The sequence below is a fragment of the Planococcus beigongshangi genome (assembly GCF_016820495.1).
GTDB classification, from domain to species: domain Bacteria; phylum Bacillota; class Bacilli; order Bacillales_A; family Planococcaceae; genus Planococcus; species Planococcus beigongshangi.
This window is the reverse complement of record NZ_JADHDU010000008.1, coordinates 42,694-64,485: the sequence shown is the minus strand read 5'-3', so window position 1 is coordinate 64,485 and position 21,792 is coordinate 42,694. Positions and strand designations below refer to the sequence as shown.

24 protein-coding genes are annotated in these 21,792 nt (G+C 47.0%); 12 read left to right on the top strand and 12 right to left on the bottom strand.

The window, feature by feature from the left end; genetic code table 11:
• Window positions 1-3 precede the first annotated feature (3 nt).
• Window positions 4-984, top strand: coding sequence for a metal-dependent hydrolase (locus IQ294_RS14270; RefSeq protein ID WP_203334735.1), 981 nt, complete (start codon window positions 4-6; stop codon window positions 982-984).
• A gap of 56 nt (window positions 985-1,040) precedes the next feature.
• Here IQ294_RS14270 and IQ294_RS14265 read toward each other — a convergent pair whose 3' ends face one another.
• From IQ294_RS14265 to recX, 3 genes are read right to left on the bottom strand one after another with little or no spacing between them, the layout of a single operon-like run.
• On the bottom strand, window positions 1,041-1,292 hold the full coding sequence (locus IQ294_RS14265) for a YfhJ family protein (protein ID WP_203334734.1): 252 nt from the start codon (window positions 1,290-1,292) through the stop codon (window positions 1,041-1,043).
• A gap of 4 nt (window positions 1,293-1,296) precedes the next feature.
• Complete coding sequence (locus IQ294_RS14260; RefSeq protein ID WP_203334733.1) at window positions 1,297-1,629, bottom strand: YfhH family protein; 333 nt, start codon at window positions 1,627-1,629, stop codon at window positions 1,297-1,299.
• A complete protein-coding gene (recX, locus tag IQ294_RS14255) occupies window positions 1,622-2,428 on the bottom strand; it encodes a recombination regulator RecX (protein WP_203334732.1) in 807 nt (268 codons plus the stop codon). The genes IQ294_RS14260 and recX overlap by 8 nt, the downstream gene beginning before the upstream one ends.
• 91 nt (window positions 2,429-2,519) lie before the next feature.
• Between recX and IQ294_RS14250 the strand changes: the two genes are divergently transcribed.
• Both IQ294_RS14250 and rlmD read left to right on the top strand, forming a co-directional pair.
• Window positions 2,520-3,419, top strand: coding sequence for a TIGR01777 family oxidoreductase (locus tag IQ294_RS14250; protein ID WP_203334731.1), 900 nt, complete (start codon window positions 2,520-2,522; stop codon window positions 3,417-3,419).
• Window positions 3,420-3,460: 41 nt separating this feature from the next.
• Window positions 3,461-4,825 (top strand): 23S rRNA (uracil(1939)-C(5))-methyltransferase RlmD, encoded by a 1,365-nt coding sequence (gene rlmD, locus IQ294_RS14245; RefSeq protein WP_203334730.1) that lies wholly within the window; start codon window positions 3,461-3,463, stop codon window positions 4,823-4,825.
• Window positions 4,826-4,893: 68 nt separating this feature from the next.
• On the opposite strand, the gene IQ294_RS14240 is transcribed toward rlmD, so the two are convergent.
• A complete protein-coding gene (locus tag IQ294_RS14240) occupies window positions 4,894-6,090 on the bottom strand; it encodes an MFS transporter (RefSeq protein WP_203334729.1) in 1,197 nt (398 codons plus the stop codon).
• Window positions 6,091-6,170: 80 nt separating this feature from the next.
• Here IQ294_RS14240 and IQ294_RS14235 point away from each other — a divergent pair, with 80 nt between their 5' ends.
• Window positions 6,171-6,551: an OsmC family protein gene (locus IQ294_RS14235; protein ID WP_203334751.1), complete on the top strand. Its 381-nt coding sequence runs from the start codon at window positions 6,171-6,173 to the stop codon at window positions 6,549-6,551.
• A gap of 329 nt (window positions 6,552-6,880) precedes the next feature.
• Window positions 6,881-7,075 carry an SE1561 family protein gene (locus tag IQ294_RS14230; protein WP_203334728.1) on the top strand — a complete coding sequence of 65 codons (195 nt, stop codon included), beginning with the start codon at window positions 6,881-6,883 and terminating at the stop codon, window positions 7,073-7,075.
• Between the two features lie 47 nt (window positions 7,076-7,122).
• On the opposite strand, the gene IQ294_RS14225 is transcribed toward IQ294_RS14230, so the two are convergent.
• Both IQ294_RS14225 and IQ294_RS14220 read right to left on the bottom strand, forming a co-directional pair.
• On the bottom strand, window positions 7,123-7,968 hold the full coding sequence (locus tag IQ294_RS14225; protein ID WP_349291370.1) for a YihY/virulence factor BrkB family protein: 846 nt from the start codon (window positions 7,966-7,968) through the stop codon (window positions 7,123-7,125).
• Window positions 7,969-8,044: 76 nt separating this feature from the next.
• Window positions 8,045-8,485 (bottom strand): YtxH domain-containing protein, encoded by a 441-nt coding sequence (locus IQ294_RS14220; protein ID WP_203334726.1) that lies wholly within the window; start codon window positions 8,483-8,485, stop codon window positions 8,045-8,047.
• A gap of 196 nt (window positions 8,486-8,681) precedes the next feature.
• Here IQ294_RS14220 and IQ294_RS14215 point away from each other — a divergent pair, with 196 nt between their 5' ends.
• Together IQ294_RS14215 and IQ294_RS14210 are read left to right on the top strand one after the other, a co-directional pair.
• Window positions 8,682-10,055, top strand: coding sequence for an alanine/glycine:cation symporter family protein (locus IQ294_RS14215; RefSeq protein ID WP_203334725.1), 1,374 nt, complete (start codon window positions 8,682-8,684; stop codon window positions 10,053-10,055).
• A gap of 58 nt (window positions 10,056-10,113) precedes the next feature.
• Entirely contained in the window at window positions 10,114-10,335 is a 222-nt protein-coding gene (locus IQ294_RS14210) for a DUF1128 domain-containing protein (protein WP_203334724.1), read from the top strand.
• A 509-nt stretch (window positions 10,336-10,844) separates the two neighbouring features.
• Here the strand turns inward: IQ294_RS14210 and IQ294_RS14205 are convergent.
• The gene (locus IQ294_RS14205) at window positions 10,845-11,831 is read right to left on the bottom strand and encodes a class I SAM-dependent methyltransferase (protein WP_203334723.1); all 987 of its coding nucleotides are present in this window, start codon (window positions 11,829-11,831) and stop codon (window positions 10,845-10,847) included.
• Complete coding sequence (locus tag IQ294_RS14200) at window positions 11,828-13,135, bottom strand: FAD-dependent oxidoreductase (RefSeq protein WP_203334722.1); 1,308 nt, start codon at window positions 13,133-13,135, stop codon at window positions 11,828-11,830. Before IQ294_RS14200 ends, IQ294_RS14205 begins: the two co-directional genes overlap by 4 nt.
• A 214-nt stretch (window positions 13,136-13,349) precedes the next feature.
• On the opposite strand from IQ294_RS14200, the gene IQ294_RS14195 reads away from it, so the two are divergent.
• The 4 genes from IQ294_RS14195 (at window position 13,350) to IQ294_RS14180 (ending at window position 16,861) form a co-directional block, all read left to right on the top strand.
• Window positions 13,350-14,582: an aminopeptidase gene (locus IQ294_RS14195; RefSeq protein ID WP_203334721.1), complete on the top strand. Its 1,233-nt coding sequence runs from the start codon at window positions 13,350-13,352 to the stop codon at window positions 14,580-14,582.
• Between the two features lie 82 nt (window positions 14,583-14,664).
• The gene (locus IQ294_RS14190; RefSeq protein ID WP_203334720.1) at window positions 14,665-14,805 is read left to right on the top strand and encodes a hypothetical protein; all 141 of its coding nucleotides are present in this window, start codon (window positions 14,665-14,667) and stop codon (window positions 14,803-14,805) included.
• 248 nt (window positions 14,806-15,053) lie between these two features.
• Complete coding sequence (mreBH, locus tag IQ294_RS14185) at window positions 15,054-16,061, top strand: rod-share determining protein MreBH (RefSeq protein ID WP_203334719.1); 1,008 nt, start codon at window positions 15,054-15,056, stop codon at window positions 16,059-16,061.
• 236 nt (window positions 16,062-16,297) lie between these two features.
• Window positions 16,298-16,861, top strand: a complete 564-nt coding sequence (locus IQ294_RS14180; protein WP_203334718.1) for a carbonic anhydrase — start codon at window positions 16,298-16,300, stop codon at window positions 16,859-16,861.
• A 127-nt stretch (window positions 16,862-16,988) separates the two neighbouring features.
• On the opposite strand, the gene IQ294_RS14175 is transcribed toward IQ294_RS14180, so the two are convergent.
• Both IQ294_RS14175 and IQ294_RS14170 read right to left on the bottom strand, forming a co-directional pair.
• Window positions 16,989-17,540, bottom strand: coding sequence for a GNAT family N-acetyltransferase (locus tag IQ294_RS14175; protein ID WP_203334717.1), 552 nt, complete (start codon window positions 17,538-17,540; stop codon window positions 16,989-16,991).
• A gap of 1 nt (window position 17,541) precedes the next feature.
• Window positions 17,542-19,341 (bottom strand): M3 family oligoendopeptidase, encoded by a 1,800-nt coding sequence (locus IQ294_RS14170; protein ID WP_203334716.1) that lies wholly within the window; start codon window positions 19,339-19,341, stop codon window positions 17,542-17,544.
• A gap of 212 nt (window positions 19,342-19,553) precedes the next feature.
• Here IQ294_RS14170 and IQ294_RS14165 point away from each other — a divergent pair, with 212 nt between their 5' ends.
• Complete coding sequence (locus tag IQ294_RS14165; protein WP_203334715.1) at window positions 19,554-20,306, top strand: TspO-related membrane protein; 753 nt, start codon at window positions 19,554-19,556, stop codon at window positions 20,304-20,306.
• A gap of 28 nt (window positions 20,307-20,334) precedes the next feature.
• Here IQ294_RS14165 and map read toward each other — a convergent pair whose 3' ends face one another.
• Complete coding sequence (gene map / locus IQ294_RS14160; RefSeq protein ID WP_203334714.1) at window positions 20,335-21,087, bottom strand: type I methionyl aminopeptidase; 753 nt, start codon at window positions 21,085-21,087, stop codon at window positions 20,335-20,337.
• 124 nt (window positions 21,088-21,211) lie between these two features.
• A complete protein-coding gene (thiT, locus tag IQ294_RS14155) occupies window positions 21,212-21,787 on the bottom strand; it encodes an energy-coupled thiamine transporter ThiT (RefSeq protein ID WP_203334713.1) in 576 nt (191 codons plus the stop codon).
• Window positions 21,788-21,792 lie beyond the last annotated feature (5 nt).

Genomic DNA, 21,792 nt, shown 5'->3' with positions numbered 1-21,792 from the left:
ACGGTGGATACAGGCACACATCTCGTCATGGGCATCGCGCTCGGCGGCCTCGCCATGGCCGATCCAGCAGTGTCGAACGATACGGTCACCATGACAGCAGTCATCGCCGGCACCATCATCGGCTCGCAAATCCCGGATGTCGATACCGTGCTCAAATTACGGGATAATGCCGTATATATCCGGCATCACAGAGGAGCCACCCACTCCATTCCAGCGGTTCTTTTTTGGCCGATCCTGCTGACTGCGGGCATAGGATTCATATTCCCTGAAGCAAACCTGCTGCACCTTTGGCTATGGACATTCCTGGCCGTCGTGCTTCATGTATTTGTTGATATATTCAATTCCTACGGGACACAGGCGCTGCGGCCTTTTTCGAATCGCTGGATCGCGCTCGGCGTCATCAATACGTTTGACCCGATCATCTTCGGCGCTCATGTCATCGCTTTGATGATTTGGGCATTTGGAGCAAATCCGGTATGGACGGTCAGTATTCTGTACATCGTGCTGCTGTTCTATTATATCTCACGTTTTGTACTGCAGGCCGCCATCAAGCACGCCATCCGCAATACGCTTCCTGACGCCACAGAAATTTTCGTGGCACCGACAATGCGTTATTTCCACTGGCGCATCGCAGCGGATACAGACCGGCATCATTACGTCGGCCGCGCTTACGGCCGCAGTATCAACTTCTATGATAAGTTCATGAAAAAACCGCTTCCTGAAAATGACTTGATCCAAACGGCGCTGAAAGACAAGAATCTATCAGCTTTTGTGTCATTTTCTCCACTTTACCGCTGGGAAATCAATCAATACGGAGACATTTATGAAGTCCGTCTGATCGACCTCCGTTACCGCAGCAATGATTATTATCCTTTTGTGGCAGTTGCCCATCTGGATAAGGATTACAAGATCCTCAATTCCTATACCGGCTGGATTTTCAGCGAAGACAAACTTCGAAAGAAGCTCGATTTCAGCCACAATTAGACAGAATCACAAAACGCACACTCAAAGGTGTGCGTTTTTTCATGCTTCAGCAGTGGTCAGTCTTCCATCAGATGGGCATATTTCGGATTGCTTGCTGCAAATTCATGGATATTCTCACCGTAGCTTTCGATCCACTGACGGACAACCTTTTCGACAACTTCTGTCCCCTGATAATCATATCCCGCTTTTGCATAGGAAGATTCAAAATCGGAAGCAAGCAATTCAATCCATGTACGAGCCTTTTCTTCCGAGATATTCGGATTTTTCGTCTGCAATTCAATGGTCAACTGTTCAATTAATTCTTTCATCCTTTTACTTCCCTTCCTTCAGCGGGCGCAGCATGGAAATTGGCAGCGCTTCTGTAAATTTATTGCCGCCCAGGCGATACCCCCATGCAAATCGGCCTTTCAGATAATCGATTTGGAAATATACATTGGGATCTCCCTCGATGCGGTAGACTTCCCCTTTTTTAAAATCTTTCGGATCGAGCAGATAGGAAGCGGCCATGATGGCTTTACGCTCCAATACGGCAAATTCGTTCACAATGCCCAACTGCTCAGCTTTACGCGCTTTTTCTTTCAAGCGCGCAATTTCGCCGCGCAATTCCTGTTCATCCATTTGACTGTAACGCTTTTCTTCACTCATCTTCGTTCTCCTTTTTCTCCAAGTATTCATTGATGACTTCTGCAGGAAAACCTTTCTGATACAGCCCCTGCTTCACTTTCGTTTTGAGATCGTAGCCCGTCAGCTTGCTGCTGTGCTTGCGCCACAGCTTATCGCCCTGTGCGGCAACGATGTCGGTCCACTCGTCTTCATCTTTTTCCAGGTCCAGATCCGCGACCGCCAGTTTGATCACTGAATAGGAGTAGCCTTTGCGCATCAGGGAATCGCTGATTTTCTGCTCAATCTGTCTGGGAGTCTTCGTTTTTTCCTTATCAGCGATTTTTTCTGCAAGTTCTTTTGCCAGTTCCACTTGTTCTTCTTCCGAATAAGAATCCAGCACATCTTTTTGCATCTGTTTATCAATCCCTTTCTTTTGCATATCCTGCTGGATCGCCTTTGGGCCTTTTTTGGATGTTCTGATCTGAGTCAGCATCAAAGCTTCCGAAAAGGCGCGGTCATCAAGAAAGTTCAATTTATATAATTTTTCAATCGCTTCGTCTATCACGGCATTGCCATATTCTTTTTCCTTCAGTTTCTGGCGCACTTCATTTTCGCTGCGCATCCGGTAGCTGAGGAAGTCGAGAGCCTTATTGAAGGCTTTTCGGACCTCATCTTCAAAATTCATTTCCTCGATGGTCCATTGGTCCAATTCTTTGCCTTTGGTCAGTTGAAACCTGATGAGCACCGTTTCATCGACACTGAAAGCAAACTTTTCCTCCAGGAAAATATTATAGCGCTCCGGATTCTTTTTCCCTTGTGTGATTTTCGTGATAATCGGCATTCACCAGCACCTCACTTCTTTCTCCAGTATACTCTTTTGACGGCTTAAATGCATCGATTCAGGGTACTATAAAGGAAATGGAGGCGATAGCATGAAAATTGCAATTACAGGAGGAACCGGCTTTGCCGGGAAGGAAATGACCCAGCTTTTCCAGCAGCACGGGCATGAAGTTTATATTTTGACCCGGAGCCCGAAACCATCCGGTAACGGTTTGAAGTATGTCCAGTGGCTGACGGAAGGCGCACAGCCTGAAAACGAACTCGAGGGCACCGATGCTTTCGTCAACCTTGCAGGTTCATCGATCAATGATGGCCGCTGGGACGATGAACAAAAAGAATTGATCTACTCCAGCCGTGTCGAGGCGACGAACGAAGTGCTGCGGATTATCCGGGCAATGGATGAAAAACCGAAAGTGCTGGTCAATGCGAGCGCCGTCGGACTTTATCCTGCTTCAACTGAAAAAACCTATACGGAAAAGTCAGCGGAAATCGGAGATGATTTCCTTGCGAAGACTGTTGTTGAATGGGAACGGCTCGCGGAGGAAGCGGAAGAAATGGGCGTCCGTGTAGCAATGGGCCGATTCGGCATCATCCTTGGCAAAAAAGACGGCGCATTGCCGTTGATGGCGCTACCGTATAAACTTTTCGGCGGCGGCACAGTCGGTTCCGGCCGGCAATGGCTGTCCTGGATCCACGTTCACGACGTGGCTCGCGCAATTTTATTTGCCATTGAAACGGATGATCTTGAAGGTCCGTTCAACGTCACCGCGCCCTACCCGAAGCGCATGAAGGATTTCGGCAAGGAAATAGCGCGTGCGCTGGGGCGCCCTCATTGGTTTCCCGTGCCGGAGTTTGCCCTAAAAGCCGTGCTCGGCGATAAAAGCCGCCTCGTACTGGAAGGTCAGCGTGTGCTTCCGGAAGTGTTGCAGCAGCATGGCTTTGAATTCGATTACGCCGATTTAAGATCGGCTCTGGCTGATATTTATAAATAGCGTTATAATGTACGGATGACCAAACGAAGGACGTGTGCTAAATGAATGACAAACCAATTATTGAAACCGGCCAGAAATTCCCGCTGACGATCAAAAGGCTCGGCATCAACGGTGAAGGCATCGGCTTTTTCAAACGCAATGTCATATTTGTGCCGGGTGCATTGCCTGGAGAAGAAATAACGGCGCAAGTCACATCCGTGAAACGGAATTTCGCGGAAGCGCGCATCGTCAAGCTGCGCGAGCCTTCTCCCCATCGGCAGACTCCGCCGTGCCCCGTCTATGACGCTTGTGGCGGCTGCCAATTGCAGCATTTGAAATATGACCAGCAGCTTGTGGAAAAACGGGATCTCGTCGTACAGGCGATGGAACGCTATTTGAAAGGCGTCGATGTCCAGATCGAACCGGCCATTGGCATGGAAGATCCGTGGCATTACCGCAATAAAAGCCAGTTCCAGACCCGCCTGAAAGGATCCAAAGTGATTGCCGGGCTGTTTGCCGAAGGATCCCATCAATTGCTGGATATCGAACAATGCATCGTCCAGCATCCCGACACTACGGTTATCACGAATTCAGTGAAACGGATTCTGGAAGATATGCGCATTCCGATCTATGACGGCAAAACGATGCAGGGCATCATCCGGACAATCGTCGTCCGTACGGGCGTCGAAACCGGTGAAATCCAGTTGGTGCTGGTGACGACCCGGGCAAAAATCCCGAAAAAAGATTTATTGGTCGAGAAACTGAAAGAACTTGATGTCAATCTCGTTTCGATTGTGCAAAATATCAACAGCGAGAAAACTTCCCTTATTTTCGGCGATGAGACCATTACGCTATACGGCAAAGACACTATCCACGAAAAACTCGGAGAGCTGGCGTTCGACCTTTCAGCGCGCGCCTTCTTCCAGCTGAACCCGAAACAGACTGTAAAACTCTACGACGAAATCAAACGTGCCGCCGAACTTACAGGCACTGAAAAAGTGGTCGATGCTTATTGCGGCGTCGGCACAATCGGCTTATGGCTTGCGGACGGTGCCGGCGAACTTCGCGGCATGGACGTTATCCATGACAGTGTGGTCGATGCAAAAGCCAATGCTAAACGCCAGGGCGTGGCAGCGAAATATGTCACAGGCACAGCAGAAAAATGGCTGGATGTCTGGAGCCGCGAAAATTTCGTACCAGATGTGCTGACAGTCGATCCGCCCCGCACCGGTCTTGCCGACTCGCTGTTAAAAACGATTCTGGCTGTAAAACCGAAACGCTTCGTCTATACTTCATGCAATCCATCTACCCTTGCGAAAGATTTGCAGCAACTGACGAAAATCTACCGCATCGAATATATCCAGCCCGTCGATATGTTCCCACAGACGGCTCAGGTGGAATCTGTTACAAAATTGGTATTGAAATAGAAAAAAGACCTTCGGATTTTTTCCGAAGGTCTTTTTTATGTCGGGATACATCATTTGTTTCAATCATTTCACTTCAGGTGGACGCGTTCTGCAGCAGCCTTTTTGATTTGATTGCCACGGAAAGCGATGATCGTGAAAATGAGCAGTAAAACTGCCGCTATCAATAGCAGAAAACTCAGTTCCTCCGTAAGGTCGAGGAATAGGCCGCCCATGATGGGACCGGCGAGGCTTCCGACGCTGAAGGCGATGCCACAGAGCAGATTGCCCGTCGGCAGCAATTCCCTCGGCATCAGATCCGCCATATAGGAAATGCCGAGCGAAAAGGTGGAGCCGACGAACATTCCTGCAAGGACGAAGAACGCCAATGTCACCCAGGCATTGGTCTCAAAGAAACTCGCTGTGCCGAATGCCGCCGCTCCACCGAACAAGGCGAGCAGCAGCACTTTCCTTCTTCCGATACGGTCGCTGAGCTCTCCGAGAGGCAGCTGTGTTGCGATGGCTCCAACTGAAAAAGCCGCCAGCATAAAGGAAACCATCGTGACATCGATCGCTTGCCTTAACGCATAAACCGGGTAAATGGCGTTAAGGGACGCTTCCAAAAAGCCGTAGCCGAGAGGCGGCAAAAAGGCGAACCAGCCGATGACGATTGCCGCTTTAAAGCGTTTCACTGTGCCGCGGGTGGTCATTGCGCTAGTCGTAGTTTCCGGAAAATCATTTTTCAGGAAGAATACCAACACCCATGCTGTCAGGCATAATAATCCTGAAATGATGAATGGCAGTGCCTCAAATATATTTACGAGCGGAACGAATAACGGGCCGGAACCAAAACCGATACTGAACGACATGCCGTATATTGCGATATTTCTGCCCATCCGGTTTTGGGGCGATGTACTGGTGATCCAGGTCTGTGTAGAAAAATGGAGCGCCTGGTCACCGACGCCGATAAGAATTCGCAGGAAAAACCAGAATAGAACGGATTTCCAAAGCGGGAACAGCAATAGGGACAGGATAACCAGTCCACCGCCGAAAATGATGATCGGCTTAAACCCGAAACGCCGCAATTGAGGTTCCATAAACGGGGCAATTATTAAAGTACCTATGTATAATCCCGTGGCGCTCAGGCCATTCAATGCGGAGGACACTCCGTCCTGCTCAAAAATAACCGCTATCAGCGGTAAAAGCATCCCTTGTGAAAACCCTGATATTGAAACGATTGCCACGAGAATCCAAAAACGCCCACTGTCACTTCCCAAGAATTTTTTCATGCTGTCTCCTTCCAGTAAGCACCTTCATATGAATTTTAATTAATTTCAGATACAATTTTAGCATAAGGAGGAGATAGATGATGAAATTTTCAATGACAGAACATGGTTTTTCGGGCGACCTGCCTTTTGGTGAACTTATCGTCTCATCGAAGGATGAACATGGATTCCGTCCGTACCAATTATTGGTGGCATCTTTAGCCGTCTGCAGCGCAGGCGTCATGCGCAAAATCCTGGAAAAGCAGCGGATGCCTGCAGATGATATCCAGGTGGAAGTGAAAGAAGTTGTCCGTATTGATGAAGAAGCGGGACGTGTCGCAAAAGTACATCTCCATTTCCTCATCAAAGGTGCAATCGATGAAGCTAAAATGCCCCGCGTCATGGATCTCACGAGAAAAAATTGCTCGATGGTCCGTTCAGTGGAAGGTTCCATTGAAGTTGTGGAAACTTTTGAACTTGTATAATCAATAAAAGCTCAGTCGTTATCTGAATTTCAGATTCCGGCTGAGCTTTTATGTTTCGTTATCATTTTCAGTTTTTCTCATATAGACCATTTTCGGCGATTGCCGGTGAAATGTTCGAACCCCCTCCTTTTACTTGCAACTTGATGATTGGTTTCGACTATTCATTATGGCCTCCTTTCTTTTGATTAACCTAACGTTAACACAGTATTTTATTTGTGTAAATATTCAAAATAGATAATTTACTAAAATCACTCTTTCTACCTACCCATTATTGAAATTTGTTACAATTTCAGATACGATAGTAGGCGAAATGAAATGAGGTGTATGTTATGGGTAAATCCATTACTGATAAAGAACAGCAAGTGGTTTATATGAAACAGCGCTTGAACATGTTTCTGGAAGTTCTCGACTCCATTGAACCGGAAACGGCTGAACTGGAAGATATCGATCGGCTGATTGCCATGGTGGACGAATTGGACGGTAAAATGCAGCAGTTTAAAAATCGCCCCGAACAGGAAAAGTAAATAGAATGATGAAGACAGATTAAAAAAGCCGGTTTCCCTTGAACGATTTAAGGGAGACCGGCTTTTTTCTCTTTATTGGCATTCCGGCGTATTTGCATGACAGCATTGATCTGCCCGCCGATCATCAGAAGAATTGCCGAGGCGTACAGCCATAGCATCAGCATGATGACGCCGCCGATTCCGCCGTAGGTTGCGGAATAATTGGCGAAATTATTGATGTATACAGAAAAGCCGAATGAAACACCCAGCCAGGCAACCGCTGTGAAAGCCGCTCCAACAAGGACTGACCGGAAATCCAGTTTGATGTTCGGCGCAGCCCAGTAGATGACTGCTGTAATGACAAAGATGATGATTGGCGTTATCGTGAAGCGCAGCATGTTCCACGTCTCCAGGAAGCCGGCTTCAAGTCCGAACAAAGAAAAGATGAATACGCCGATTTGGCGGCCGAATATCGGCAGCGCCAAAGCAATGAGCAGTATGAAGATCATCAGGATTGTCGCAATGATCGACATGCCCCTGGCAATCAATAGCGGGCGATTTTCTTCCACCCCATATGATAGATTCAACGATTTGATAAGTGCATTCATGCCGAGACTTGCCGACCAGATTGTGGCAATCAGGCCAACGGAAAGCAGGCTGCGATTTTCCTGAGTCAAAATTTCATTCAAAGTTTCCTCTATTAAAAGATAGATTTCACCCGGAACAATATCCGCCATCAAATTATAAATCTGCTCTTCTGCAATGTTTAAATATGGAAGAAGCGTAATAAGAAAAATCAATAATGGAAAGATTGACAACAGGAAAAAGAACGCTAATTGCGCTCCCAGTCCTGTGACATCCACATCATTGATCCTTTTCCATAGCTCTTTTAAAAAACCGGACGGACGTGACACATCAAAATGAGCATCCTTTATATCCGACCCTTGAAATTGATTGTCTGATCTGCCTGTTTTGGAAGATTTCAGGGAGTTATTGCTTTTTCCCATATTCCGAATCGCGGTCCGAACTGTTGCCGGTGATTGAGGAAGACGCTGAAGGATTGTCTTCTTTCAATGCAGATTTAACATCTTGTGTTGAATCGACAACAGCTTCTTTTGTATCAACGAACGCCTCTTTCGTATCAAGCGCCATTTCTTTCACTTGAGGAGCCAAGTCTTTCAATTCATTGACTTTTTCTCCTACATAAGACGCATCTTCAGATACGCGCTCGTAAAGGTTCTGGAATTTGGAAGCCTGCTGCTGCACAGCAGATTTCAATTCATCTGTGTTGCTTGCGTAATATTTGGCGTTGTCTGAAACGCTTTTCGATTTCTGTATAACATCATTGCGGGTATTACGGTCAAATAATGAAATGATAACCCCTACTGCCGCACCTACCAATAATCCTGTCATTAATTTGTTTTGGCTCATCATGAATTCCTCCCGAATAAATAGTTAGTTCTATCGTGTCTTTTGAATTTTTCCCTAATCTCCCAAAATTTAAACTTCCATATTTTTAATTATAAAAAAACCTTGACTAAATGGGCAAACTTTCGGAATATTGTATCAACGGGAGGTGTGAAATTATTTCACTAAAATAGAAATACATATAACAGGGGGAGAATTGATGGAACGATTTGAAGAAATATTGGGGACGATCAGCGGCTATGTCTGGGGCATCCCACTCTTAGTCCTGATTGTCGGAACAGGGATTTATCTTACAGTACGTCTTGGATTCCTTCAGTTGCGCTTATTGCCTTATGCACTTAAATTAACTTTTTCTAAAAATATTGATAAAGATTCCAAAGGTGATATCTCACATTTCCAGGCCCTTTCCACGGCAATGGCTGCAACTGTCGGTACCGGTAATATCGTCGGTGTCGCTACAGCCGTCGTGCTCGGTGGTCCAGGAGCGGTCTTCTGGATGTGGCTTTCGGCATTCTTCGGAATGGCGACAAAATACGGCGAAGCTGTTCTTGCCGTCAAATATCGTGTGACGGATGCCAAAGGCCAGATGGCCGGCGGACCGATGTATTACCTGGAACACGGCTTGAAGCAGAAATGGCTCGCTGTCCTGTTCGCTATTTTCGGTGCCATCGCAGCATTCGGAATCGGTAATATGACACAATCCAATTCTGTCGCTTCAATTGTCGACGAAACTTTCGGCCTGACTCCATGGGCTACCGGACTCATTCTGACAGCATTTGCCGGCTTGGTCATTTTGGGCGGCATCAAGACCATCGGTAAAGTAACATCTTTCTTTGTTCCTTTCATGGTTTTATTCTATGTAATTGCAGGTTTGGTTATCATGGTCATGAATTTCGACTTGATCCCAGCGGCTGTCGGCACTATTTTCAGTGCTGCCTTTACAGGTGAAGCAGCTGCCGGCGGTGCAATCGGTGCCGCGATCCGTTACGGGGTCGCCCGCGGGGTATTCTCCAACGAAGCCGGTCTCGGTTCTGCCCCGATTGCCGCTGCTGCTGCAAAAACCGATATGCCTGGACGCCAGGCTTTAGTATCGATGACGCAGGTCCTGTTCGATACATTGATCGTTTGTTCAATTACAGGGATTACCATCGTCATGTCCGGCCTATATCTCGACAGCGGCCTTGAAGGTGCGCCGCTTACAAGTGCAGCATTCGGCCAGTTCCTTGGCGGCGTCGGACCATATGTCGTTGCATTCGGATTGATCTTCTTTGCGACTTCCACAATCATCGGCTGGTCGTATTACGGCGAAAAATGTTTCCAGTACCTGTTCAAGAACCCGAGTCTGCTGATTGTATACCGCATTCTTTTCGTCGCAGCAGTATTCCTGGGCTCGACTGCATCACTTACTGTTGTCTGGACATTCTCTGACGTCATGAACGGTTTAATGGCGATTCCGAACTTAATCGGCCTGTTGGGGCTGTCTGGTGTCATAGTCTTCGAAACGAAAAGAATTGTGGCGAAAGCTAAAGAAGAAAAGGAGGCGAAAGCCGATCTTGCCCGTTCAGGAAATTGACATTCTTTTTGATAAATGAAATGATAAGGCATACCATACCGAAAGGCAGGAACCTATCATGGATTTATCAAAACAATCTCCAGAGAACGTCAACTATATGATTGAGGAAATAAAAACGAAATTGCGGATGGTCAATGTCGATGCGATGAAACCCGAACATTTCAATGCTTCTCAGTATGAAGATTTGCGCGACCTTTACGAAATGGTCAAAAAACGCGACAATATTACGCCGAACGAAATGCAGGCAATCGCGCAGGAACTTGGCTCGTTAAGAAAATAAGCAAAAAGGAAATCCCCCGAAATTTATTCGGGGGATTTTTAGGCTGTCGAGAAACTTCATCTGCTTGAATCATTTTCGCTGTAGGCCGACGCGTTCCGCAGGGAGCTGCCTGAGCCTCCTCGATAGCTTACGCTATCTGCGGGGTCTCAGGACTCGCTCTATTTCCTGCAGGAGTCGCGGCCTTCTGCTCCATTCGAATTCTGTGAAGAATTTATGTACAAGTTTTCTCAGTAAATGCAAATAGTGAAACTCTTTATTTATAAGAACTAGAGTAAAAGAGCGATGCTCCCAGGTGAACAGAAACGGAGACTGCTTTTCAACCCTGTTTCGACGAAGTGCAGATCCACTCGGGCGAAGGACACCGAGGCCGAGTTAGCTCAGCGCAAACCCCAAGGAAAGCGAAGCTGTTTTGCACAGTATCGTTTATTTAGCTTTGCTTCTTGCTCGACAACTTAAAGGAAAGCCCCCGAAGATATATTCGGAGGCTTTTCTTATTGTTCCCATAATTATTATTCCGGTTTCCTGTACTGGGCGATATACCAGCCGCCTTCTTTGATGACGGTATGGATGCCGAGCATCTCGAGACCGGCTGACTCGCCCCATTCACGCAGTTCTTCACGTGTCGGAAGACGGTAAAGGTTGTCGAACGAGGAAAAGAAGCTGTTGAAGACATTGGCGAACGGCGGATCATCGCTGCTGCCAGCAATCGGTGTGACCATGGACAGGATACCGCCAGGATTGACCCAGCCTGCCAATTCATAAATCAGGGCCTCCCGTTTCTCGAGGTCAATATAATGGAGCACATTATTCATCATGACCATGTCATAGGGCTGCTCGGGATTGTAATCCCACAGGTCGGCATTTTCGATCGCAATATTTTCATCTTCTGCTGTCAGTTGTTTTGCGGTTTCTGTAACTTCTTCACTGATTTCGATTCCGGTAAAATGTGTCTCAGGAAATTTGCCCGCCAACTTTTTGATATAGCCCGCTTCACCACAGCCTATATCCAATACTGAACGTATATCATTCTCCCGGATCCGTTTGGCCATTTTCGGCATCGCCAGCACTTCCAGCAACCTGCTCGTTTCTGCAACTGTCGGCGCATGTTTATCTTCATCGAAATGCAGCCGGTCGCTCGTGCGCATCATCTGAGGGTAATTCAGCAGGGTGGGAATATGAAGTTCCATCATCTCCTTCAAAAGGACGCCGGAGGAATTATTGCCTTTCGGTTTCGGAAGCTTCCATTTACTTTTCACCTTATGACGCCCACGCCCCGCTTCCTTCAAATGGCCGATCGAGACGCCGACCGCTACCCATTGATCGAGCAAATTTTCATCAAGGCGATAGGCATCTGCAACATCGGATTTTGCCATTGGGCGTTCAAAGGCACTGAACAAGTCCAATTCGTATCCTACGTAAGCATGCCAACTATATAAAAATGGCTCATTTCTCTTCATATACATTCTTGCTTTGAACATCTTCATCACATCTATCATAGCAATCCCTCAGCTTTCCATGGATAATCATCTTCCTGCGTGTAATATCTCAGCTCTTTTTTTTCATTTGGCAGATTTCTCATCCGCACCGGCATGATGCCGCCCTGGATAAAACGGTCACGGACATTTTCCTTCCACATGCCAAGACCCGAGACGTTGAGCATTTGTTTAAAATGAAGGATTGGATCTTCTTCCATTCGTTCGAAAGTGCGCTGCCGTAAAAAACTTATCGGTTTAAATGGATAGGAATAGGCGAGCGCCGCAAGATGGCTGAGCTGCAGCACATGCTCCGCCCTCTTATAGCGGACCTTCTCGTACCATTTCAGATTCTCCGGATCCGCTTTATGGCGGCTGATCATATCAGCTGTCAGTTCCCCCAGAATATCGGCATCCTGGATCGCCATGTTCATACCTTCACCAGCCATCGGATGGACAGCATGTGCTGCGTCGCCGATGATCGCCTTATTGTCTTTGACGTATGCTGGAGCATGGAACATGACCGGGATCATCAGCTGGATCTTCTTCCAGTCTGTCAGCTGCTGGACATAGCCATCCATAGCCGGGGCCAGATCCGTATACAGTTTATGAAAGTGGCTGATGGGCTTTTCCTTGAGTTCCTTATAATCCCCTTCGGGAATCAAATATACCGAACGGACCTGGTTGTCCGGCAACGGGAACAGCCCTAGAAAACGATTATATGTAGAAATGATTTGGCCATCCGTGAAATTCTCCGGTCTCGGAAATGATACCGTAAGGAAATGGTGATTGTAGGTGCTCTGTTTGATATCAATCTCCATATGCTTTCTAGTAACGGATGCCCGGCCTTCAGCGCCGAAAAAGAAATCAGCTTCGACTTCGAATTGTTCTTTGCCGGCTTTAAGCAAAGCTTTATTGTCGGTGTAGCCTGTACAGGACGTGCCTGGCATATAGTGGAAATTCCTGTATTCCTTCGCAGCGTTCAATAGGATCTCTTTCAGTTCCTCATGATGGACCATGAAAGCGGCATTGTATTTGCCTGGCAGTACGCTGTAATCCATGAAAGACTGATCTTTTACATGCAGTGAACTGGATAACTCGAGCATATCAAGGATTTTTATTTCATTGCCACGGGCTGTGATTTCGTCGTACATGCCGAGGCTGTCAAAGATTTGCATGCTTTTTGGCTGAAGCAATTCCCCTTTATAGGTGGACGCTTTCGCTTTTAATCGTTCCGCCATGATGACATCGACATCCCGCTGAACAAGTTTAAGGGCCAATGCCAGTCCGCCGATGCCGCCGCCGCTGATAAAGACTTGTGTTTTCATCCGACTCAGCTCCTCTCTTCTATATTCCTCATGCTCCCAATCTAAAACCTGATTCACGGCTTCAGCATAAATTCTTCTCTTTTTATGGAAATCACTCCGCCCAAGACTGATTATTTTCAAAATATTTATGCATAAAGACGATTTTCGAAGGGCAGGCATTGCAGACCCTAACTGAAAATTGATACTATATAGAGAGATGAGAGGAGAGATCTATTTGACATCATTAACTGATAAACTGACACGCTATGCGGAATTGGCAGTGAAAGTCGGCGTCAATATCCAGCCGAACCAGCAATTGTATATAGCAGCTTCGATTGAAGCGGCACCGCTTGTAAGACTGATTGTAAAGAAAGCATACGAAACAGGAGCGAAACAGGTTTTCGTCGACTGGAATGATGACGAAGTATCACGTCTGCGCTTTGAAATGGCACCGGAAGATTCGTTTTCGGAGTTTCCTTCGTGGAAAGTCCAGGAACGCGAACAACTGGCTGAACAAGGCGCTGCATTCATGAGCATCGTTTCACAGAGCCCCGACCTTCTGAAAGGCATCGATTCGACACGCATCGCCGCTTCTCAAAAAGCCGCGGGCCAGGCACTGAGCAAATACCGTCAATATGTTCAATCCGATAAAATCAGCTGGACCGTCATCGCCGCGCCATCGAAAGCCTGGGCAGCGAAAGTGTTCCCGGAACTTCCGGAAGAGCAGCAGGTTGACGCATTGTGGGACGCAATCTTCAAAGCGGTCCGCGCAGACCTGGAAGATCCGATCCAGGAGTGGAAAGAGCATGACAGATTGCTCCACACGAAAGTGGATTATCTGAACAATAAAAAATACGCTAAATTACATTACACTTCCCCGTCCACGGACCTGGAAGTCGCTTTGCCAAAAGGCCACCTTTGGTGTGGAGCCGGTTCCATCAATGAAAAAGGCGACGTCTTCATGGCCAACATGCCTACCGAGGAAGTTTTCACAGTTCCGCAGAAAGACGGCGTGAACGGTTATGTCTCAAGCACGAAACCGCTTAGCTATGGCGGCAATATCATCGATGACTTTAAAGTGACCTTCGAAAATGGCCGCATCGTCGACGTTTCTGCAAAACAAGGGGAAGATGTCCTGAAACAGCTTGTTGAAACGGATGAAGGTTCCCACTATTTAGGAGAAGTTGCATTGGTACCGCATCAATCACCAATCTCGGCTTCTGACATCCTTTTCTATAACACCCTGTTTGACGAAAATGCCTCCAACCATTTCGCGATCGGCAGTGCGTATGCTTTCTGCATCGAAGGCGGCAAGAAAATGTCTTCTGAAGAATTGCTGGCACACGGTCTCAACCAAAGTATCACCCACGTTGATTTCATGGTCGGTTCTGAAGTGATGGATATTGACGGCATCCTGGAAGACGGGACCCGTGAACCGATTTTCAGAAACGGCAACTGGGCGTTTTAATACTCAATAATTCGACACTTAATCTTTTATCTCGTATCATGTATACTAAGAGATGACAATAAAGTCGAGAGGAGTTTTTAGCATGCTTGAACAATTAGTTACTGTCCTGGGCTTTATGGTAGTGATCTTCCTGTTCTTCTTTACGCTTCTGCATTTCCTTGGTAAAGAATTGCATACTCATGATGCAGAACATATCGATCCACTTCCAGAGGATAAATATTAAGCAATCCCCGAAAGCAGGCTTTTATCCAAAAGCCTGCTTTTTGATATTTAAAATGTCTGATAGATTACAGTTCCGAATCATTTGCTTTGCAAAACCGTAACATTCCAAATCAATGGTCCCACGAAATTCCGTTTTCAGGAGACAATAGGCCCCCGTTATATTGCAGATAGCTGCTTTTTGAAAAACAAGCGGAATTTGGCGTGTTAAAATTCAAAATGGACTTGTTTTTTATTAGGAGGAGTATAGTTATGTTTTCTTCATCAGATATCGGGATTGACCTTGGAACAGCAAACATTCTCGTTTATACAAAATCAAAAGGCATTATTTTGAATGAGCCATCTGTTGTGGCACTCGATACAAAAACAGGAAAAGTACTCGCCATCGGGGAAGATGCCAAGGCGATGATCGGCAAAACCCCTGCATCCATTCGTGTGGTGCGTCCCTTGAAAGACGGCGTCATCGCAGATTTCAACGTAACGACGGACCTGCTCCGGATGGTGATGCAAAAGGCAGCCAAACAATTGGGCGGCGCTTACCGTAAACCGAATGTGATGATCTGTACGCCTTCCGGGGCAACTTCCGTGGAACGGCGTGCAATTCTTGATGCAGTCAAACAAAGCGGCGCGAAAAGCGTTCACTTGATCGAGGAGCCGGTGGCCGCAGCGATAGGAGCGGACCTTCCCGTCAGCGAACCGATTGCCAGTGTCATTGTTGACATCGGCGGCGGTACGACTGAAGTCGGAATCATTTCGTTTGGCGGCGTAGTGTCTTCAAATACCGTTAAAGTTGCCGGCGACCGCATGGATGATGACATCGTCCAGTATGTGCGCAAGCATTTCAATGTACTGATCGGTGAAATCACTGCCGAAAAGATCAAAAAAGAAATCGGGTATGCATTGATTCCGCATAAAGCGGAATCGATGGAAGTCCGGGGACGCGATATCATGACCGGTCTGCCGAAGACTGTGACATTGACGTCGACGGAAATTCAGGAAACATTGAAAGAACCGTTGCTGGCTATTCTTGAGTGCATCCGTGCGACGCTTGAGAATTGCCCGGCTGAATTGTCCGGAGATATCGTTGACCAGGGAGTGGTGATCACTGGAGGCGGCGCTTTACTGAAAGGCATGCAGCAATGGCTGTCACAGGAAATCTCTGTGCCTGTCCATATGGCGCCTGAGCCGCTGGAGTCTGTTGCTATCGGAACAGGACGTTCGCTTGTCATGATGAGCAAGCTCGATAAGATTTCAAAATAACCATTTACCGGAAGCCTGCGCTTTCGGTTTTTTCGTTGTCCAGACTCCGGCGACCCAGCTCTTCGAGTCGTAAGCCAGCCCAATTACGTGGCAGAAACCGCCACTTCATTGTTCTGTCTTACGCTTGTCAGAGCTTAACGGGTGCCGTCGCTTTTCTATTGTCCAATAGTTGAGAATAGTCAATTGACTGGATTTCGATTAAAATGAAAGACAGCAAACCTTGAGGAGTGAATAATGTGTCGATGTTAAACGAAATATTGGACTACAATAAGAAGTTTGTCGAGGAAGAAAAATACGAAGAATACCGCACCACCAAATTCCCGGATAAAAAGATGGTCATCCTGACGTGTATGGATACACGGTTATTTGAATTGCTGCCGAAATCCATGAACCTGAAAAATGGTGATGTGAAAATCGTCAAGTCGGCAGGTGCTGTGATCAATCACCCATTCGGGGGGATTATGCGGAGCCTGATGGTTGCGATCTATGAATTGAATGCGTCTGAAGTATACATAATCGGCCATCATGACTGCGGCATGTCGGCGATCGAACCTGAAAAGATCCTTGATAAGATGAAAGGCCGCGGCATCAGCGAAGAGACCCTGGATATGATGCGCTATTCCGGCGTCAATCTGGATGAATGGCTCGGCGGATTCGACGATGTGACCGAAAGCATCAAACACAGTGTCAATATGGTGCGCCACCATCCGCTTATGGATAAGGAAGTACCTGTTCACGGCCTTGTCATAGACCCGGCGACAGGCAAACTCGACCTCATCGTCGACGGCAATAAAAATTGAAACCAAAAACCGCCGGGAAACTGTTCCCGGCGGTTTTCTTATGGACTGGCAACTTAAACGGGACGGTTCATTCCCATAGCCACCTTTTCAGATCTTTCCACCATTTTTTATAGGCGGCCTTACCCTTTCAAAATTCGTCTTCCAGAATGGAAAAATGATAGTGATCCTCCCAGATTCCATTGATATGGAGAAACTCCCTCAATAATCCTTCATTGATCAATCCTGCTTTCTCCAGTACCCGGATGGAACCTGTATTGCGGGGTGACACATAAGCTTCGATCCGGTGAAGCCGCAATTTCTCGAAGCCGAATTTGATGAGCAGCTGCACAGCTTCCGTTGAAATGCCGCGTCCACTGTATGTCTCATCAATGGAGTAACCCACTAAAGCGCTCAGGAAAGGCAGGCGCTTGATATTGTACATCGAGATATGGCCGATCAGTTTATGCGACCGGTGTTCGAAAATGCCGAAACTGTATTCCCGGTTCTCCCTTGATTGATAAATGGATTCACGGATTTTTTCACGCTGAACAGCCACTGTAAAATAGCTGTCCGGATGACGCGGTTCGAAAACCGCCCAATAATTCCGGTTGCTGAGGAGCAATTGCACCATTTCTTCAGCATCGTCATCTGTCAGAACCCGGAGGTAGCACAGTCGGCCAGCCAAGACTAAGTTCTTCATATCAGTCAGTGGATGACGTCAGCGATATGAATTCTTCCGCATCTTTCACACAAAGAGCAATTCCTTTTTCCCAGAACGCTTCTTGAGTAATATCTTCCCCGAGATGCTTCAGCGCCAAGTCTTCAGCTGTCATAATAGCCGTATCACGCAGTAACGCCATGTATTTCTCCTCAAATCCTGCCCCTTCTTCCAACGCTTTTGCGTAAACGCTAAGAGAGAACAAATAACCGAACGTATACGGGAAATTATAGAACGGCACATTCGTGATATAAAAATGCAGTTTAGATGCCCAGAAGTGTGGATGCGCTGATTTCAATCCGCCTCCGAAGCCTTCCATCTGTGCTTCTTCCATCAATTCATTCAGGCGCGAAGCCGGAACGACACCTTTTTTACGCTCATCATAAAAACGTGTTTCAAACAGGAAGCGCGAATGGATGTTCATGAAGAAGGCGACACTGCGCTGAACTTTATCTTCCAGCAACGCAATTTTTTCATCAGTCGATGATGCATTTTTCACTGCGGCATCCGCTACGATCATTTCAGCGAACGTCGATGCGGTTTCCGCAACATTCATCGCATACGAGCGGTTGATCTGGTGCACAGGACGAAGCGCATACGAATGGAATGCGTGGCCCAACTCATGGGCAAGCGTTGCGACGTTTGACATCGACCCGCTGTATGTCATGAAAATCCGGGATTCTTCCGTCATCGGCAATCCCGTACAAAAGCCCCCTGGCCGTTTGTTTGGACGGTCTTCCGCTTCGATCCAACCCTTTTCAAAAGCATTGCGGGAGAATTTTTCAAGCTCTGGCCCGAACTTTTTAAAATGCTCAAGGATAAACTCTGCACCTTCCTGGTAAGAAAATGTCTGCGTGCTTTCCGTTACCGGTGCATCCACATCGTACCAGTCGAGTTTATCTTTGCCGAGCAATTTCGCTTTCTGGTCCAGGTAGCTGACAAACGGCTGTTTGTGTTTTGAAATGGCGCTCCACATTGCATCCAGTGTCTTCTGCTCCATGCGGTTCATCTGCAAAGGTTCCTGCAGGGGATTCTCCCAGCCGCGTTTCTTATAGACTTCAAGGCGGAAGCCGCCTATCGAGTTCAGTGTTTTTGCGAAAAACTCTTCTTTTTCTGTCCAAGCTTCTTCCAGCTTATCATAGGATTCTTTTCTGACAGCAGCATCTGCATGGGCGCTTAAATTATTCGCCTGGCCGACTGACATCACTTTTTCTTCACCATCTACAGTGATTTTGACTTTGATCTCTCCGACCAGCATATCGTAAAGCTGGCTCCAGCCGTGATAGCCGTCCATGCTGAGCGCAGTGATCAGGTTTTCCTCTTTTTCAGAAAGGAGGAGTTTCGCTTTTGTACGCCATTCATTCAGGACAAATGTGAATTCCGATAACTCTTCATCTTTCATCAATTCACTCCAGACTGCGTCATCAGTCTTCGTCAGATCCTGCTGGATTTTCTGCAGGGCCGAGCTGAAGCGGGCGCTGAGGCTCGAAGATTCACTTTGCAACAAGGAAGCTTTTTTATCTTCCGTATTCTGCGCCTGAAGGCATCCGATGAATGCGCCTGACTGGCGAAGGTGCAGCATCACATCTTTTACCGCTTCCAACACTTCTGCCACTTGGCGGGCATCCTCCGTTTTTTCAGGGACGCTGAAATTTCTAGATAACTTTTCGAATTCGACCAATTTCGGTCCTGCTTCGTCCATATGTACACGCAATTCGGCGGAATCGCTTCCACCTGGGAATAATACGTCCAAATCCCATACTTCCGGATATTTAACTGTCATGCTGTTTCCTCCCGGTAAACTAAATTTTCTAAAAACAATTCTAAGTATACCATTTTTCTTCGGTTTACGGAATATTCCCTACTATTGATCGAAGTTTTCTTACGCCTTGTCATAATATAGACGATTTCTCGGAATTATTTCCCATGTTCCGCAAACACTTAATTGTTGTGGGAATGAAGGACAGGTATACTGTTAGCGAGGAGGGATTACAGATGTTCCGTTTGATATTGATGACGATCGCTTTTATGGCTATTGTTACAATTAATGCTTTAGCCAATATATTGCCGATCAACGGACAGACGACAGGAGAAATATCCAACAGGCTCCCTGTACTGTTCACACCCGCCGGCTACGTCTTTTCAATCTGGTCAGTCATATACATATTATTGGCCATCTGGATTGCAGGTTTTTGGATTCGCTATAAGAAAAATCATGAAACGCCTGCTGTGGCAATCAGTTTTTATTTCATCCTGAGCGCTGCTGCCAATATCGGCTGGCTGCTGCTGTGGCATTATGAATTCTTTATCTGGTCTATCGCGGCAATGCTGGTTTATCTGGCTGCCCTTATCCTTTTATACCTCCAATACAAGAACAATGAATCGAAATTGACCGAGCGGATGCCCGTTTCAATAAATTTAGCATGGATCAGCGTAGCCACCATCACCAACATCAGCTATGTACTAACCTTTCATAATTGGAGCGGCTGGGGCCTGAGCAACGAATTATGGGCGGTCATCATGCTCACTGTCGCTACGGCACTTGCGCTTCATGTACGTTTCCACCATTCGGATATCCCATTTGCCGCCGTTTTCATCTGGGCGTTCATCGGCATCGCCGTGAAACACGGATTCAGCGAGCTGCTTGTCACCACCGCCTCGCTGTTCCTGAGCGGCGTAATCGTCACCGGCATATTGTTGATAAAGAAAAATGTCAGTATTAATGAAGAAACAGCCCATAAAATGTAAAAAAAGCCTGCGCTATGCAGGCTTTTTTCTATTCCTCTAATTTAGTCAATAAAATCGGTTCACCTTTTGTCACCAGGACCGTGTGCTCGATCTGAGCCACAAGCGACTGGTCAGGGGTGATGAATGTCCATCCGTCGCCTGATTCGATGATGTGTTCCGCTTTTTGTGAGATAAACGGTTCGACAGCAAGAACCATCCCCTCTTTCAGAATCGTCGTTTCCCACGCATCGTAATAATTCAGGATATGCTGCGGCGCTTCATGCAATGATTTACCGATGCCATGGCCAGTCAGGTTTTTGATGACGAACAGTCCCTGGTCTTTTGCTTCCCGCTCCACTGCTTTACCGATCTGGTTCAATTTTGCCCCCGCTTTGACTTTCGTCATCGCCCGGTTGAAAGCCAGTTCAGCCACATCACAGATTTTTTCCTTATCGGCATGGCCTTCACCGACGACAAAAGAGATGCCCGTATCAGAAAAATAGCCTTCGTATGAACCGGAAACATCAATGTTGACGATGTCGCCATCCTGGATGACCCGTTTGCCCGGAATGCCGTGCGCCACTTCTTCGTTGACACTGATGCAGGTATAGCCAGGAAAATCATATTCCGATTTCGGCCCTGATACGCCGCCCAGTTCTTTGAACAGGCGCCCGCCCAGTTCATCAAGCTCTTTAGTTGTAACGCCGGGTTTGGTTGCAGCTTTCATCTCCTCGCGGATCTTGGCAACCATCTGGCCGGCTTTTTTCAGCATTTCAATATCTTTTTCATTTGTAGCAATCATTCAATACCCTTCTTTCAAACTTTTCTATTTAGAAATTATAGCATATTAGAAAAGCGACCGCGCCCGTTAAGCTCCGAAAGTCTGGACAATGAAAAAGAGACTATCCTAAGATAGCCTCCTTCCTTTATTCTTTCACATCGATCAGGCGCGGTGCGGCGATGAACAGGACCGAGCAGATAAATGCCGTCAACAGGAATGCCGGGAACATATATGTAGCGTTATAGCCGAATGAATACAGGTAAACGTTGCCGGTCGCAAATTCCTTGAAAAACAGGATACCTACGATGACATGCACAAGATAGCGCAGGAATGCACCGATAAAGGCACCAGCAACTATTGCGGCTACAACTTGCCCTTTCGTCCCGTTCCGGAGATTCTTCAAATAGAAGGATCTCATCAGCCCTGCAAATCCGACGCTTGCGAAAGCGACAAGATAATCGAGTGTCACTTGCGTGAACGCGAAACCGAATGACAGCGGTACGATATAAACCCGCCCGGTGACGAGCTGAAGCAAACCGACCGCCAGCCCCGTCAGAAGCCCAGCACCCAATCCGCGCCGGAATGCCATCAGTACGATTGGTATCATCACCAGGCTAACCGATCCGCCTTGCGGCATACTGAACGCAATGAAATCCAGGACGTAGCCGAGTGCACCGAAAATCGCTATTTCGAGCATCAGCAATAATTTTCTATTTCTCATGATTT

Bases quoted from the DNA above. Each gene is read 5' to 3' on its own strand.
- IQ294_RS14265 (WP_203334734.1), bottom strand. From the start codon at position 1,292: ATGAAAGAATTAATTGAACAGTTGACCATTGAATTGCAGACGAAAAAT.
- IQ294_RS14260 (WP_203334733.1), bottom strand. From the start codon at position 1,629: ATGAGTGAAGAAAAGCGTTACAGTCAAATGGATGAACAGGAATTGCGC.
- recX (WP_203334732.1), bottom strand. From the start codon at position 2,428: ATGCCGATTATCACGAAAATCACACAAGGGAAAAAGAATCCGGAGCGC.
- IQ294_RS14250 (WP_203334731.1), top strand. From the start codon at position 2,520: ATGAAAATTGCAATTACAGGAGGAACCGGCTTTGCCGGGAAGGAAATG.
- rlmD (WP_203334730.1), top strand. From the start codon at position 3,461: ATGAATGACAAACCAATTATTGAAACCGGCCAGAAATTCCCGCTGACG.
- IQ294_RS14240 (WP_203334729.1), bottom strand. From the start codon at position 6,090: ATGAAAAAATTCTTGGGAAGTGACAGTGGGCGTTTTTGGATTCTCGTG.
- IQ294_RS14235 (WP_203334751.1), top strand. From the start codon at position 6,171: ATGAAATTTTCAATGACAGAACATGGTTTTTCGGGCGACCTGCCTTTT.
- IQ294_RS14230 (WP_203334728.1), top strand. From the start codon at position 6,881: ATGGGTAAATCCATTACTGATAAAGAACAGCAAGTGGTTTATATGAAA.
- IQ294_RS14220 (WP_203334726.1), bottom strand. From the start codon at position 8,485: ATGAGCCAAAACAAATTAATGACAGGATTATTGGTAGGTGCGGCAGTA.
- IQ294_RS14215 (WP_203334725.1), top strand. From the start codon at position 8,682: ATGGAACGATTTGAAGAAATATTGGGGACGATCAGCGGCTATGTCTGG.
- IQ294_RS14210 (WP_203334724.1), top strand. From the start codon at position 10,114: ATGGATTTATCAAAACAATCTCCAGAGAACGTCAACTATATGATTGAG.
- IQ294_RS14205 (WP_203334723.1), bottom strand. From the start codon at position 11,831: ATGATAGATGTGATGAAGATGTTCAAAGCAAGAATGTATATGAAGAGA.
- IQ294_RS14200 (WP_203334722.1), bottom strand. From the start codon at position 13,135: ATGAAAACACAAGTCTTTATCAGCGGCGGCGGCATCGGCGGACTGGCA.
- IQ294_RS14190 (WP_203334720.1), top strand. From the start codon at position 14,665: ATGCTTGAACAATTAGTTACTGTCCTGGGCTTTATGGTAGTGATCTTC.
- mreBH (WP_203334719.1), top strand. From the start codon at position 15,054: ATGTTTTCTTCATCAGATATCGGGATTGACCTTGGAACAGCAAACATT.
- IQ294_RS14175 (WP_203334717.1), bottom strand. From the start codon at position 17,540: ATGAAGAACTTAGTCTTGGCTGGCCGACTGTGCTACCTCCGGGTTCTG.
- IQ294_RS14170 (WP_203334716.1), bottom strand. From the start codon at position 19,341: ATGACAGTTAAATATCCGGAAGTATGGGATTTGGACGTATTATTCCCA.
- IQ294_RS14165 (WP_203334715.1), top strand. From the start codon at position 19,554: ATGTTCCGTTTGATATTGATGACGATCGCTTTTATGGCTATTGTTACA.
- map (WP_203334714.1), bottom strand. From the start codon at position 21,087: ATGATTGCTACAAATGAAAAAGATATTGAAATGCTGAAAAAAGCCGGC.
- thiT (WP_203334713.1), bottom strand. From the start codon at position 21,787: ATGAGAAATAGAAAATTATTGCTGATGCTCGAAATAGCGATTTTCGGT.